Raw genomic sequence first — 14696 nt, forward strand, 5'->3', positions numbered from 1 at the left:
TCATCTGACCATTTCCTCCGGCGCCGGCAGGACGGCCCGCACGGTGAAGCCGCCTTCGGCGCGCGGGCCGGCGGAGAACGTACCGCCGAGCCGCTCGGCACGACGGCGGACCCCGAGGAGGCCCCGCCCCGCACCCCGGGTCTCCCCCACCACCGCCGTGGCGTCGGCGCCGTCGTCGCGTACCTCGATGGTGATGCCCTCGGGGTCGTAGCGGAGGCGGACCACGACCGGCGCGCCCGGGGCGTGCCGGCGCGCGTTGCTGAGCGACTCCTCGATGATCCGGTACGCCGCGACGTCGACCGGGCCGGGCAACGGACGGGGTTGGCCGGCCAGGGTCCAGCGCACCGGCTGACCAGCGGCGTAACCCTCCACGAGGGCGTCGAGCCGGTTCAGGCTGGGTGCCGGCCCGTCCAGCGGATCAGGTTCCTCGGCCCGGTGCAGCAGCCGGTACCCGTGCGCCCGCACCACCCGGCGCCACTGCGCGAACCGCCCCATGCAGCCAAGGTACGGCAGCAGGCTGTGAACCCCACCCGCCCCCGCCGCACCCCGCCCCCGCACCCCGCCGATCTTGCACTTTGGGTCGCCGAGATGCCCGGTATAGCGGCAATGGTCCCGGCAGCAAGTGCAAGATCAGCGGGGTGAGGGTGGAGGCTAGGGCAGGGTCCACTTCTGGTTGGCGGCGGCGTTGCAGGTCCAGAGGTGCACGATGGTGCTGTCGGCGGAGTTGTTGCCGCTGACGTCGAGGCACTTGCCCGACGACGGGTTGCGGAGACTGCCGTTGGACTGGGCGGCCCAGTTCTGCGCGGCCGTGCCGTTGCAGGTCCACAGCTGGATCTTGGTGCCGTCGGCCGATGCGCCGCCGGAGACGTCGAGGCACTTGCCCAACGCCTTGATCGTCGAGTTCGGCGTCACCGTCCACGTCTGCGCCGCACTGCCGTTGCAGCTGTAGAGCTGGATCTGCGTACCGTCGGCGGTGGCCGCGTTACGCACATCCAGGCACTTTCCGGCCAGACCCTTGATCGGGCCGACACCGGGAGTGCCGCTGCCACCGCCCTTGACGAGGGTGAAGTCGTCCACGTCGAAGAGCCCCGTGCCGCTACCGCTGAACGTGAGGTAGAGATTCTGGGCGCCGGACGGGACGCCGGACAGGGTCGTGGTGACGTTGGCGAACGTCGTCCAACTGCCGGTGTTCGGCACCGCCACCGAGCCGAGCACCGGGCCGGTGGCCGAACCGGTACGCACCTGGATGGTGCCGCCCGCGCCGCCGGAGACGACCCGGGACGTGAACGAGGTGACCCCGGTCAGGTCCACTCCGTTGTACGCGGCCCAGTCGCCCGGATCGATGTAACCGATCGTCTGACCGCCGTTGGCGCCCGCCTTGGTGAACGCGGAGACGCCGTTTGCCGAGCTGAACGCCTCGGCCTGCACAGTGACGTTCCCAGGCTGCGGCGTGGTGCCCAACTCCTTGATCCGGATGTTGCGGAACGAGGCGTCGTCGCCGGTGCCGTGATTCTGGATGCCGATGTGGCCGGCAAGCGACCGTACCGGATCGGTGTTGGTGAAGTCGTTGATCTTCACCCCGTTGAGGAAGATCTGTAGCCGTTCGCCCTCGACCAGCAGCTCGTAGGTGTTCCACTCCCCCGGCGCGTTGAGCGCCGCGTCGCGGGCCGCGATGTCGGCGGACTTGAAGGTGTAGACCGCGCCGGTGGTGCGGTCCGCCGCGTCGGTGGCGTCGATCTGGATCTCGTAGCCGTTGTCCACCGCCGACCACGGGTCACTCGACGGCGGGAAGCCGATGAACACACCCGAGTTGTCGTCGCCGGCCAGCTTCCAGTCCAGCTTCAGCGAGTAGTTCGTGAACTGCTTGGCGTTGTACCAGTACAGGCCCATGCCGCCCACCGACGTGAGGGTGGCGTCGGAGTTGGTGAAGCTGCCCGGCCCCGCCTGGGACCAGCCGGCCGTCGAGCCGTTGAACAGCGGGGTGTAGCCGGTCTCCGGCCGGCAGTCGGCCTTGCTGCGACCGGCCGCGTACCGGATGCCGCCGAGCAGGTGGTTGCGGAACGCGGGCTCGGCGTACGACGCCTGGGTGTGGCCACCGCCGGTGTAGAACGACCGGCCACCGCTGTAGCTCTTGCACCAGGAGTGCGGGTGGTCGGCACCCATCCCGCCACCGGAGTACGACGACTCGTCGAGGGTCGCCAGCACGTGGGCGGTGGACCGGGCGTTGGTCCGGTAGTTGTACCACTCGTCGGTGCGGGTCCAGGTCTGCGGCAGGTGTCCCGTCGCCGCGTGCCCACGGTCCTCCACCTTGACGTTCGCCTGCTGGATGGCCGGGTGCGAGGCGAACCACGCGCCCACCAGGTTGCCGTAGAACGGCCAGTCGTACTCGGTGTCGGCGGCGGCGTGCACGCCCACGTACCCGCGACCGGAGCCGATGTACGACTCGAAGGCCGTCTGCTGGCTGGCGTTGAGGACGTCGCCCGTGGTGTTGAGAAAGACGACAGCCTCGTACTGGGCGAGGTTGCCGGTGGTGAACGCGGCGGCGTCCTCGGTGGCGGTGACCGTGAAGTTGTTCGCCGCACCCAGGTCACGGATGGTCTGGATGCCGACCGGGATCGCGTCGTGCCGGAAGCCGGCGGTCTTGGAGAACACCAGCACGTCGTAGGGGGCGTCGGCGGCGCTGGCGGGGGTGGCCGGGGTGGTGCAGGCGATGACGGCGAGGACGGCGGTGGCCGCGCCGAGGACGGGTCGCAGGAGTCTGCGCATATCGCTCTCCTAAAGACTGTTAGGAGGGGCCCCTTGTACAACACTAGGCGTTAACAAGGGGCCCTTCCTTTCAACTCAGGGCAGGGTCCACTTCTGGTTGGCGGCGGCGTTGCAGGTCCACAGGTGCACGGGGGTGCTGTCCGCGGAGTTGTTGCCGGAGACGTCCAGGCACTTGCCGGACGCCGGGTTGCGTACCGTGCCGTCGGCCTGGGCGGACCAGTTCTGCGCGCCCGTGCCGTTGCAGGTCCAGAGCTGAATCTTCGTGCCGTCGGCGGTGGCGGCACCGGAGACGTCGAGGCACTTGCCGAACGCCTTGATCGTCGAGTTCGGCGTCACCGTCCACGTCTGCGCCGCACTGCCGTTGCAGGTGTAGATCTGGACCTGCGTACCGTCGGCGGTGGCGGCGTTACGCACGTCCAGGCACTTGCCGGCAAGACCCTTGATCGGGCCGGTACCGCCAGTGGCGGGTGTGCCGGTGACGAGGGTGAAGGCGTCGATGTCGTAGAGCGCCCCGGTGCCCGTCCCTGCGAACGTCAGGTAGAGCGTGGTGGTGGCGGTCGGCGGGTTGGTGATCGTCCCGCTGACCGTGGTGAAGGTTTCCCAGCCGCCGGTCACCGGAACGGTGGCCGAGCCCAGGACGGTGCCCGTTGCCGAACCGGCGCGGACCTGGAGGGTGCCGCCCGCGCCCGCCGAGGAGACCCGGGCGTTGAACGCTGTCACGTTGCCCAACCGGTACGGCTGGAACGCGATCCAGTCGCCGTTGTTGATGTCGCCGACGGTCTTGCCGCCCTCGGCCGGGGTCTTGCTGAACACGTTTACCCCTGACGAGGTGCCGAAGAACTCGGCCTGCCGGTGACGCGGTGGCAGCGTGTGCTGGGTGTGCGTGGTCAGACCGCCGGCGTCGGTGTACTCCGCGTCGAAGATCGCGAAGATGTTCGCCGCGTCGTCGTGCTCACCGTCGACCGGGATGGTGATCGTGCCGGAGCAGCCGGTCTTCGAGGTGATCTGGTGCCCGTGCTGGTCGTGCCCGAGCACGTAGGTCATCTTGACCTTCGTGCAGTCGATGGTGCCGTCCTCCGGGTCGGTGACGGTGATGCTGTACGAGACCGTGTCACCGAAGCTGAACAGTTGCCCGTTGCCGGGGCTGTTGATCGTCACAGTGGGCGCGGTGTTGCCGACGTTGATCTGCACGCTGCTGCTGCCTGTGGCGCCCTGCGGGTCGCGCACTGTGAGCGTGGCGGTGTAGGTGCCGTTTGTGTTGTAGGTCTTCGTGGGGTTCGCCGCAGTGGAGGTGGTGCCGTCGCCGAAGTTCCACGAGTAGGTGAGCGCCCCACCCTCGGGGTCGGACGAGCCGGCCGAGGAGAACACGACAGTCAGCGGCGCCGCGCCGGAGGTCTTGTTGGCGCTCGCCGAGGCGCTGGGCGCCCGGTTGCCGCCACCGACGTAGTCGAAGCGGTAGAGCGCCGAGTTGGCGTCCCCGTTGAAGTAGCCGGTGCCGTAGTCGAGCACGTAGTACGCGCCGTCCGGCCCGAACGCGGAGTCCATCACCTGCTTGCCCACCCAGGGGAAGGTGTCGATGGTGCCCCGCGAGCCGTCGGCGTTGACGTGGATCGGCTTGATCCAGCCGCGACCGAACTCGGTGGCGAAGAACTGCCCGTCGAACGACTGCGGGAACTTGGTCGTGGAGGTCGACGAGGCGTTGTAGCGGTAGACCGGGCCGCCCATCGGCGACTCGGAGCCGCCGCCGAACTCGGTGGGGGTGCCGGCGTCGCCGGCGTACCGGATCCAGGCGGGCTGGGCCGGCGGCAGGGTGGCGAGGCCGGTGTTGCGGAAGGAGTTGTTCGTCGGCCCGCCTGTGCAGTTGTACTTCGCCCCGCTGGCGTTTGTGGCGAAGTCCCACTCGTTGTACGTCTCGGTGGTGGTGTTGGTGCCGGTGCAGTACGGCCAGCCGTAGTTGCCCGGTGCGGCGACCCGGTTGAACTCCACCTGCCCGGACGGGCCGCGCGTGGAGCTCGTGGAGCCGGCGTCCGGACCGTAGTCACCGACGTAGACGACGCCGGTGGCCTTGTCGACGCTGATCCGGAACGGGTTGCGGAAGCCCATTGCGTAGATCTCCGGCCGGGTCTTTGCCGTGCCCGGCGCGAACAGGTTGCCCGACGGGATGGAGTACGTCCCGTTGGCGTTCACCTTGATCCGCAGGATCTTGCCGCGCAGGTCGTTGGTATTGCCGGCGCTGCGCTGCGCGTCGTACCCCGGGTTGCGGTTGGTCCGCTCGTCAAGCGGCGAGTAGCCGGCGGATTCGAAGGGGTTGGTGTCGTCGCCGGTGGACAGGTAGAGGTTGCCGCTGGCGTCGAAGTCGATGTCCCCGCCGACGTGGCAGCACAGGCCGCGGTCCGCCGGTACGTCGAGCACGTCGACCTTGCTGGCCTGGTTCAGTGTGAAGTCGGCGTTGAGGGTGAACCGGGAGAGGCGGTTCACACCCTGCCAGGCCGACCAGCTGGTGCCGGTGGCGGGCGCGTCGCCGGTGGGGGTGGACAGCGGCGGGGCGTAGTAGAGGAAGATGTGCCGGTTGCTGGCGAAGTTCGGGTCGACCCCGACGCCCTGCAACCCCTCCTCGTCGTGGGTGTAGACCGGCACTGTGCCGACAACTGTTGTGGTTCCGCCCGCGTCGGTGCGGCGCAATGTGCCGTTGCGGGCGGTGTGCAGGACCGAGCGGTCCGGCAGCACGGCAAGTGACATCGGCTCACCCATCTCGGCGACACCGCGGGCCAGCTCGACCTGCTGGAAGTCGGTGGCGTTGATGGTGTGTGCCTGGGCCGGCGTGGGGCCGCCGAGGGCTGCGGGGCCGGCGCCGAGCGCCACAGTGCCGGCAGCGGCCACCAGGAGCAGCGCCGAGCCTGCGGAGAACCATTGTCGGGATCGATGTGTGGGAGCGTCCTTTGTGGGCATGGGCTGTCCCTTCCTGACGAAATGGCTGCCAGGCCGGGCGCGCGCCGTCGCGCCGGATGCCGTAGCGGTGGTGATGGGTCGATGGGTTACCGCGCCGCCGGTTCACATCGACGAAACACTGTCGTGTTGGGCACGACACTAAGTTGTGGACGTCGATGTGTCCATAGCTTCCGGTGACCTACCATCAACTTTCGTCTATTCGATCGAAAGTTGGTGGTCAGGCGCGGCGATCGATCGTCTGTCCCGCCAGCGCCACAAGCGCGGCCCGTGACTCCTCGGTCAGCACGGCGTCGCGCAACGCGGTCAACGCCGCGTCCGTCCGGACCCGGATCATCTGCTCGATCCGCTCCCGCGCACCCGTCACCTCGATGATCTCGCGCAGCTCCGCCGCGCCGTCCGCGTCCAGGGAGGGATTGCCGAACAGCTCCCGCAGCCGGGCCGTCTGCGACCGGTCGGCCGCGCTGCGGACCAGCGCCATCATCACCGTCGGCTTGCCCTCGCGCAGGTCGTCGAGCACCGACTTGCCGGTGACCGCCGGGTCACCGAAGACACCCAGCACGTCGTCCCGCAGTTGGAACGCGTCACCAAGTGGGTCACCGAACTCGCCAAGCGCGGCGAGCAGCTCCGGCCCGGCGCCCGCCAGGGCCGCGCCGATCTGCAACGGCCGGGTCACCGTGTACCGGGCGGCCTTCATCCGGATCACTGTGAGCGCGCTTGCCACCGAGCCGTCACCCACACCGGACACCAGGTCCAGGTACTCCCCCGCGATCACCTCGGTACGCATCAACGCGAACACGCCGTAGCCCCTGTGCACCTGCTCCGTGCTCAAGCCGCACTCGTGGAACATCTGATCCGACCACGCCGCGCACAGGTCCCCGCAAAGCAGCGCCGTATTGCGCCCGTACGCCTCGGGGTCGCCGCGCCAGGACGAGCGGGCGTGCAGGTCCGCGAAGAGGCGGTGCACCGACGGCTCGCCCCGGCGACGGTCACTGCCGTCCAGGATGTCGTCGTGGATCAGCGCGAACGCGTGGAACAGCTCCAACGCGGCAGCCGCCACCACGATCGGTGTGCCGTCGGCAGCCCCGGCCCCACGCCAACCCCAGTAGCAGAAGAGCGGACGCAGCCGCTTCCCGCCGGCGAGCACGAACCGTTGCAGTGCGGTGAACACCCCGCGCGGCGCCCCGTCCGGCCAGTCCGGGCCCTGCCGGTCGAGGAAGGCGGCCAGCTCCGCGTCGAAGCGCGCCCGCAGTCCACTCGTGTCGGTCGGGGTGACCGTTACCGTCACGACCCCTCCCCCGGCCGCTCCACTGAGCCGTCGCCGGCGCTCAGCCCTGCGAGTTCCAGCAGCAGCGCCTTGACCTCGGTGGCCTCGATCCGCTCCCGGGCAGCGGCCGGATCCGAGCAGAGCAGCACGGGGGCGTCCGCCGGATCGGTGGGCAGCCGCCCGTGCGAGCCGCGTACCGCGCGTGCGCCGGCGTCCAGACCGATGGCGTTCATCAGGTAACGCATGCCGAGCTTCTTGCGCGCCAACGCCACCCCGGCGCGGCCTTTGGCGGCGAGCGGCGCGGCCGGGTCGAAGAACAGCTCCGCCGGGTCGTACCCGGGTTTGCGGTGGATCTCGACGAGGCGGGCGAAGTCCGGTGCGCGGGCGTCGTCGAGCCAGTAGTAGTACGTGAACCAGGAGTCGGGCTCGGCCACGAGCACCAGCTCACCGGCGCGCGGGTGGTCCAGCCCGTACGAGGCTTTGCCGTCGGCGTCGAGCACCTCGGCCACACCGGGCAACCCGGCGCAGAGCTTTGCCACAGCCGGCACATCGGCCGGGTCCTTGACGTAGACATGCGCGACCTGGTGGTCGGCGACAGCGAACGCCTTCGACGTCCACGGGTCGAGGTACTCCATGCCGGCCTGCGTGTGGACCCGCAGCAGCCCTTCGGCGCGCAGTAGCCGGTTGACGTCCACCGGCCGGGACACGTCGGTGATGCCGTACTCCGACAGCACCACCACTGTCGCGTCCCGGGCACGGGCGGCGTCCAGCAGCGGACCGAGCACCGCGTCCAGCTCGGCCGCAGCCGCGGCGGCCTGGGCTGACGACGGGCCGTACCGTTGCAGGTCGTAATCCAGGTGCGGGACGTAGACAAGTGTGAGGTCAGGTGACACGTCGGCGAGGATCTGCTCGGCCGCCTGGCAGATCCACCGCGACGAGGGCAGCCCTGCCGTCGGCCCCCAGTAGGTGAACAGCGGGAAGGTACCCAGCCGCCCGGTCAGCGCGTCGTGCAGCTCCGGCGGGTCGGTGTAGCAGTCCGGTTCCTTGCGCCCGTCGGCGTAGTAGACCGGGCGCGGGGTGACGGTCCAGTTGACGTCCGCGCCCATCGCGTACCACCAGCAGACGTTTGCCACCGTGTAGCCGGGCTCGGCACGGCGGGCCGCCTGCCAGAGCTTGTCCCCGCCGACAAGCGCGTTGTGCTGGCGCCACAGAAACACCTCGCCCAGCTCTCGGAAATACCACCCGTTGCCGACGATGCCGTGCCCGCTGGGCTGCTCGCCGGTGAGGAATGTGGACTGCACCGAGCAGGTCACCGCTGGCAGCACGGTGCCCAGCTCGGCCCGGAAGCCGCCATCGGCGACCCCGCGCAGTCGTGGCATGTGGGCCAGCAGTCGTGGGGTCAGCCCCACCACGTCGAGCACCACCAGTCGTCGGCTCATCGCGTCTCTCCCGTGGTCACGGCCCGCTCGGTGTGCAGGCCAAGGCCAATCAGCTCGTCCCGGGCGAATGCCAGCTCGGCGGCGATACCCGCAGCCAGCTCCGCATCGGTGCCGGGCCGTCGTGCGGCCGGCAGCACCCCCCAGGTGTACGTCTCGACGTCCAGGTGGTCACAGCCGGCGGTCGGACCCTCGAACAGCGCGGCGAGGGCGGCACGCAGCACCGGCAGGGTGGAGCCGAGCGGCTCCTCGGGTGGGGCGTGCAGGGGTACGTGGTAGTGCACCCGCCAGGGACCGGGCAGTTCCGCGTCCAGCGCCGCGTCCAGGTCGTCGGCGGCGTACGCCGGGTCGGCCGGGTCGGCCACCCCCGCGCAGCCGGCACCCCGGGTCTGGTGCAGGAAGCGCGGCTCCACCCAGCGCCGCAGCGCGTCGGCGCCGCCGGTCGGGTCGGCCGCCTCGACGGCGGCGGAGACCTGCACCTTGACCACTGGCAGGTCGGCCGAGCGCAGCCGGGCCAGCGCCGCCGTCGGCTCCTCCCACGCGCAGGCCAGGTGGGCGAGGTCCAGGCAGATGCCCAGCCGGTCGGTGTCCATACCGGACAGCAGCGCGGCGGCCTGACCGGTGCTTTCCACCACGCAGCCGGGTTCCGGCTCGAAGCCGACCCGCACCTCCCGGCCGGTGTCGTGTTGCACGGCGGCCAGGCCGGCGGCGAGCTGGTCCAGTCGGTGCCGCGCGGCGTCGGCCCGTTCGGCGTCCCAGGGGTGCCGCCAGGCAAGCGGCAGTGTGGAGATCGAGCCCCGGGCAGCGTCGTCGGGCAGCAGGTCGGCGAGCACCCGGGCCAGATTCAACGTGTACGTCAGTCGCTGCTCGGTGGTCCAGTCCGGGTGGTACACGTCGTGTTTGACCACCGGCGCCTGGAAGGCCGCGTACGGGAAGCCGTTGAGGGTGACCACCTCCAGCCCGCGCGCGTCCAGCTCGCCGCGCAGCCGACGGCGCAGCGCCGGGTCGGCGGCCAGTTCGGCGGCGACCGGGGCGGCGAGCCACAGGCCGAGCCCGAGCAGGTCGCTATCGAGCGCCGCGCGGACCGGCACGGCGTAGGTGTCCAGTTGACCGAGGATGCCGGCGAGATCCTCGGCGGGGTGCACGTTCGTGCAGTAGCCGAGGTGGATGGTGTCGCCGCCGGCATGTCGCAGCCGCATCAGCTACCGCCGCGCAGGATCGAGTTGCCGGTCTGCGGGTCCACGGCGGCGGGGTCCTCCAGGTCGGTAAGGTCGAGCCGGCCGGACTGCCCATAGAACGCCACAGGGTTGCGCCACAGCACGCGGTCGACGTCGTCGTCGCCGAACCCGGCCTTCAGCATCGCCTCGCCGGTGGCCCGGGTCAGCAGCGGATCGGAGCGCCCCCAGTCGGCGGCGGAGTTGACGAGCATCCGGTCGGTGCCGTACTCGCGCAGCAGCTCGACCATCCGCAGCGGGGTCATCTTGGTGTCCGGGTAGATCGAGAAGCCGAGCCAGCAGCCGGTGTCCCTGACGAGTTTGACCGTCACCTCGTTGAGGTGGTCGACGACGACGCGACCGGGGTCGATGCCGGATTCGGCGACCACTGCGAGGGTGCGCTCGACACCCCGGGCCTTGTCCCGGTGCGGGGTGTGCACCAGTGCCGGAAGGTCGTGCGCCACGGCGAGGGCCAACTGCGCGGCGAACGCCTCGTCCTCCTCGGGCGTCATCGAGTCGTACCCGATCTCGCCGACCGCCACCACCGCGTCCTTGTCCAGGTAGCGGGGCAGCAGATCGAGCACCGGACGGCAGCGCGGGTCGTTCGCCTCCTTGGGGTTGAGCGCGATCGTGGCGTGGTGGCGCACCCCGAACTGCCCGGCCCGGAACGGCTCCCACCCGATCAGCGAGTCGAAGTAGTCGACGAACGAGGCCGCGCTTGTGCGCGGTTGGCCCAGCCAGAACGCCGGCTCCACGACGGCGCGGACACCGGCGGCGGCCATCCGTTCGTAGTCGTCTGTGGTGCGTGAGGTCATGTGGATGTGGGGGTCGAAGATGCGCATTCACGCCTCCCGGGGCAGTGCGGCGGTGAGCCGGTCGAGCAGGTCGGTGGCGTCGGCGGGCAACTCCCGGCCGGCGGCGTGCCGTTCGGCGGCGAGCGCGGCCAGCATCGCGGCCAACTCCCCGTCAGCGCGGCTGTCCAGGTCGGCGACGGCGGCCAGCGGCACGCCGCTGAACACGCACTTGAGCACCGCCTGCCGCCAGGCGGCCGGGTCGAGGTGCCGGGCGTACGGGCCCAGGGCCGCGGCGACGAGCCGGGTGTCGTTGGTACGGATCGCGTCGTGCAGCAGCGGCACCGCCTCGGCGCCGATCGGCAGCAGCGGCAGGGCCTGCAGCACGGCACGCCGTTCGGCCGCGTCGCCATGCTGGTAGAGGGTTTCGGCGTAGGCGGCGTGCTCGCCGGGCAGGGCGGTGAGCAGCAGCACCCGGGCCGCGTCGTCGGCGGTCCAGCCGGGCGCGTCGGGCAGGGCGGCCCGGCCGCAGCGCCTGCCGACCGCCGGAAAGAGCCTGTTGATCGCGGTGGGCTCGGCCGCGACCCGGTGCAGCGCCGAGTCCAGCCATTCGGGATCGGGTACGCCTCGAAGCGCGGCCCGCAGTGAATCCGGTGTCATCCCGTCTCCTCCCCTTGTGCTGCTCCGCAGGGCACCCCAGGCACGCCCTTTGCTCTGCTTCAACCCACGCGACGGCCCGTGTCCGGAGAGCGGACGGTCGCTGGTGCGTCTGTTGAAGCAGAGCAAAGGGGGCCGGCGGGTACCTCGGCCTCGGTGTCGCCGCCAGCCGCCGCGCGCAGGAACTCGATGGACCGGGCGGCGACGGCGGGCGCGGCGTGCGAGTCCCGGGGCAGCTCGACGGCTACCAGCCCGCCGTAGCCGGCCTCGGCCAGGGCGGCCAGCACCGGCGGGAAGTCGATCTCGCCGGTGCCGAACTCCAGGTGCTCGTGCACACCTCGGCGCATGTCGTCGATCTGCACGTTGACCAGGTGCTCGGCAACCTCGGCAACGCACTGCGGCACCGGCCACGGCTCCAGGCAGCGGCAGTGTCCGATGTCGAGGGTGATGCCGAAGCGGGCCGGGTCGCCGAGCGCGGCGCGCAGCCGGCGCCAGCCGGCGATGTCCTCGACAAGCATCCCCGGTTCCGGTTCGAAGCCGAGGGTGACGCCAGCGGCGTCCGCGGCGTCGAGGACTGTGGCGCAGCCGGCCACGAGCCGATCCCAGGCGATCTGCGGTGCGACGTCGTCGGGGCGTACGCCGGACCAGAAGGAGACCGCCTCCGCGCCGAGGTCGGCACCGATCCGTACGGCCCGGCGCAGGAACTCGATCCGCCGGGTCGGGTCGTCGTGCAGCAACGTCGGAGCGTGCTTGTGCCACGGGTCGAGCAGGTAGCGGGCGCCGGTCTCGATCACCAGCCCGAGACCCAACGCGCTCAGCCTCCGACCGAGCACGGCGATCCGGCGGGTGAGCCCCGGCGCGAACGGGTCGAGGTGGTCGTGGTCCAGGGTGAGGGCCACTCCGTCGTAGCCGAGGTCGGCGATGACGGCGAGCGCGTCGTCGAGCCGGTGGTTGGCGAAACCGTTGGTGCCGTACCCGAGGCGCAGGGTGGTGGCGTCGCCGCTCGGCGCGACCGGTCGGGTCGCTTCGGGCGCACTGCGTGGCGACTGCCGGGGATGCGGAACCGTCATGTCGGGGAGACCTTCCGGGCCAGCCGGCGACCCAGTGGTGCCGCCGCCGCGACGGCCAGCCCGAGCAGCCCGGCTCCGCCGCGCGCGGTGAGCGCTCCCTGGAGGGCGGGCAGGCCGGTGATCCCGGCGCCGACCGCAGCGCGGACCTTTCCGGCCGAGGGGTCCTGGACCACCCGCACCTGTGCCGCGCCGTACCGGGCGGCGTACCACCCGGCCAGCACGGCAGGCAGCGCGGGCGCGATCCCGGCCCACCGGGTCCGGCTCGCGGGCACACCGGCAGGGTCGGCGGTTCGCCTCGCCACGCGCCGGACGCCCGGGGAGGCGACCGCGGCGCTGGCGGCGACCACTGCGGTGCCGGCCAGCGTACGCAGCGGCAGGGCGGCGTCGGCGCCGCTTACCTCCCGGCGGGACAACTCGGTGACCGTCCAGGTGTGCGCGGCGACGGTGATCGCCGAGGGCAGTGCCCGCGCCAGCCGACCACCGGACGCGCCGAGCAGCACGTCGAGTCCTCGGCAGGCGGCCATCACCGCGGGACCGGCGGCTGTGTTCTTTGCCAGCAGGTCGTACCCCCAGATGGTGGCGGCCAGCGGCACCGCGAGCGCGGCCGCGCGGCGACCGCCCGCGGCGGCGGCCAGGCCCACACCGGCGGCGGTGAGACCTGCGGCGAGACCGACAGCGGCGGCCGGGGTGACACGACCGCTGGGGATCGGGCGTTCGGGCCGTTCGACGGCGTCCAACCGCCGGTCGGCCCAGTCGTTGGCGGCCATGCCGGCCCAGTAGAGAAGCACCGAGGCTCCGGCAAGTGCGGGGGTACGCGGGCTCAGCGTGCCGGCCGCCGCCGCGCCGGCGACGACGTCACCGGGAACCGAGAGCGCGGCCGGTGCCCGGACCAGTTCGGCGAGGTCAGCCAGCGTGGTCATCGGAACCATCCGGGCCGGTGTGCAGCCGCTTGGCGAAGTCGGTGAGCCGGGCCCACTGCTCGGCCAGCGAGTGGGTCGACGCGCCGAGCGGGTCCTTGAAGAAGAAGCCCAGCTCGACAAGCGGCCCGACGCGCCCGGCGGCGTGCGCCGCGGCGGTGAGCCGGGCCAGGTCGAGCACCAGCGGCGCGGCAAGCGCGGAGTCACAGCCGTGCCAGGTGAACTCCATCCGCATCCCGGTGCCGAGGAACCCGGCGAACGTGATCAGATCCCAGGCGGTCTTGAAGTCGCCCAGCTCCTCGACGTACTCGATGCGGGTGCCGCCCTGCGGCACGTAGCCGAGCGTCTCGCCGAGCACCCGCTGCTTGCTCTGCACCTTCGCCGCGTTGGCGGCCGGGTCGGCGAGGGTCGCGCCGTCGCCACCGCCCAGCAGGTTGGTGCCCGACCAGGAGCGCACCGCCAGGTTGCGCATCGCGAACATCGGCGCGAGGACCGACTTGACGAGCGTCTCGCCCGTCTTGCCGTCATGCCCGGCGTACGGCAGCCGCGCCTCTTCGGCCAGCGCCGTCAGCGCCGGAAGCCGCAGCCCGGTGGACGGGGTGAAGTCGACGTACGGGCAGCCGGCAAGCAGCGCGGCGTAGCCGTAGAGGGAGCTGGGCGGCAGCACCTCGTCCGGGCCGGCGACGGCGTCGCGCAGCGCGGCCGGGTCGGCGTGCCCGGGATGCGGTTGGGGCGTCGCCTCGGTGGCGGAGACGTTCACCATCACCACCCGGTCCAGCCGGTGCCGCGTACGGAAATCGGTGAGGTCACCGACCACGGCGGCGACCCGGTCGGCCTGGGTGACGCCGGTCGGGGCGGGGCGCAGCTCCTGCTCGACGGCTGCCAGCTCGTCGCGGAGCGCGGCGACCAACCGGCCGGGTATCACGCCGCTTTCAGCAAGCGCCTCGGCACGCTTGCACAGTGGCGTGGTTGCCAGGTCGTGCCCGCCGAAGACCAGGTCGGCGAAGGCCGGCAGCGCGGGACCGCGCAGCTCCGGCAGCTCGGTGACGCAGCCGGTGGGCCCGGCCAGGCCGGCTCGCAGCGCGAGTCCTCCGACGATGCTGGTGGTCGCGACCGAACCGCGCGCTCCCACCAGCCAGACACCTGTTCGCATGGTGCTCCTTCCCCGTCCAGGAGGAACCGTCGGTGGCGATGCAATCAAATATAGGAATATCAGAATGCTTTTCGTAAAGATACAACCTTTGTGGATGGGCCCCGTCCACCCGACCCGCACCGGAAACGACGCCGGATTCCGGCGTCGGCGTCGGCGGCGACGACGACGGACCGGCTCCCGATACGGGTACGGGCAGACGGGGCTGGCAGGCAGGGTCGGTCGGCGTCTCGACCCTGCCTCCCCCGCATCCGGCCGGGCGGGGCGTTGGCACGCCCCGACCGGACGTCTCAGGTCGCCGCGTCCACCGGATCCTCGGCTGGGGCACGGCCCGCCGGACATCGGCGGACGACAGCGGTACGGGTGGGGGCAGCGGCGAACGGTGCCATCGGGTCCTCCCGATCTCCGGGGTGGTGGCGGTCCTCCGGTGTGGCCGGGGAATCCCGGTCCGGCCACACCGGACAACCGTCCTGCTCGTGCGC

At 71.4% G+C, this 14696-nt stretch carries 11 protein-coding genes; all 11 read right to left on the reverse strand.

All coding sequences use genetic code 11. The features are described from left to right. On the reverse strand, positions 1–495 hold the full coding sequence (locus tag ACLQ23_RS23755; protein ID WP_355596118.1) for a sensor histidine kinase: 495 nt from the start codon (positions 493–495) through the stop codon (positions 1–3). A 156-nt stretch (positions 496–651) separates the two neighbouring features. Then, complete coding sequence (locus tag ACLQ23_RS23760) at positions 652–2766, reverse strand: ThuA domain-containing protein (protein ID WP_355596116.1); 2115 nt, start codon at positions 2764–2766, stop codon at positions 652–654. Positions 2767–2841: 75 nt separating this feature from the next. Continuing rightward, on the reverse strand, positions 2842–5715 hold the full coding sequence (locus ACLQ23_RS23765) for a PQQ-dependent sugar dehydrogenase (RefSeq protein WP_425881096.1): 2874 nt from the start codon (positions 5713–5715) through the stop codon (positions 2842–2844). Between the two features lie 217 nt (positions 5716–5932). Beyond that, on the reverse strand, positions 5933–7000 hold the full coding sequence (locus ACLQ23_RS23770; RefSeq protein WP_355596112.1) for a polyprenyl synthetase family protein: 1068 nt from the start codon (positions 6998–7000) through the stop codon (positions 5933–5935). After that, the gene (locus tag ACLQ23_RS23775; protein ID WP_355596110.1) at positions 6997–8418 is read right to left on the reverse strand and encodes an alkaline phosphatase family protein; all 1422 of its coding nucleotides are present in this window, start codon (positions 8416–8418) and stop codon (positions 6997–6999) included. The genes ACLQ23_RS23770 and ACLQ23_RS23775 overlap by 4 nt, the downstream gene beginning before the upstream one ends. Beyond that, positions 8415–9614 (reverse strand): metabolite traffic protein EboE, encoded by a 1200-nt coding sequence (gene eboE, locus ACLQ23_RS23780; RefSeq protein WP_425881097.1) that lies wholly within the window; start codon positions 9612–9614, stop codon positions 8415–8417. The genes ACLQ23_RS23775 and eboE overlap by 4 nt, the downstream gene beginning before the upstream one ends. Next, positions 9614–10471 carry a TatD family hydrolase gene (locus ACLQ23_RS23785; protein WP_355596106.1) on the reverse strand — a complete coding sequence of 286 codons (858 nt, stop codon included), beginning with the start codon at positions 10469–10471 and terminating at the stop codon, positions 9614–9616. The genes eboE and ACLQ23_RS23785 overlap by 1 nt, the downstream gene beginning before the upstream one ends. Beyond that, on the reverse strand, positions 10472–11080 hold the full coding sequence (locus ACLQ23_RS23790) for an EboA domain-containing protein (protein ID WP_425881098.1): 609 nt from the start codon (positions 11078–11080) through the stop codon (positions 10472–10474). Positions 11081–11139: 59 nt separating this feature from the next. Continuing rightward, a complete protein-coding gene (locus tag ACLQ23_RS23795; protein ID WP_355596102.1) occupies positions 11140–12147 on the reverse strand; it encodes a sugar phosphate isomerase/epimerase family protein in 1008 nt (335 codons plus the stop codon). Beyond that, positions 12144–13067, reverse strand: coding sequence for an SCO3242 family prenyltransferase (locus ACLQ23_RS23800; RefSeq protein WP_355596100.1), 924 nt, complete (start codon positions 13065–13067; stop codon positions 12144–12146). Before ACLQ23_RS23800 ends, ACLQ23_RS23795 begins: the two co-directional genes overlap by 4 nt. Then, positions 13051–14217 carry an inositol-3-phosphate synthase gene (locus ACLQ23_RS23805; RefSeq protein ID WP_355596098.1) on the reverse strand — a complete coding sequence of 389 codons (1167 nt, stop codon included), beginning with the start codon at positions 14215–14217 and terminating at the stop codon, positions 13051–13053. The genes ACLQ23_RS23800 and ACLQ23_RS23805 overlap by 17 nt, the downstream gene beginning before the upstream one ends. Between the last annotated feature and the right edge of the window lie 479 nt (positions 14218–14696).

This window comes from Micromonospora sp. DT41 (assembly GCF_049841715.1).
Lineage (GTDB): Bacteria > Actinomycetota > Actinomycetes > Mycobacteriales > Micromonosporaceae > Micromonospora > Micromonospora profundi.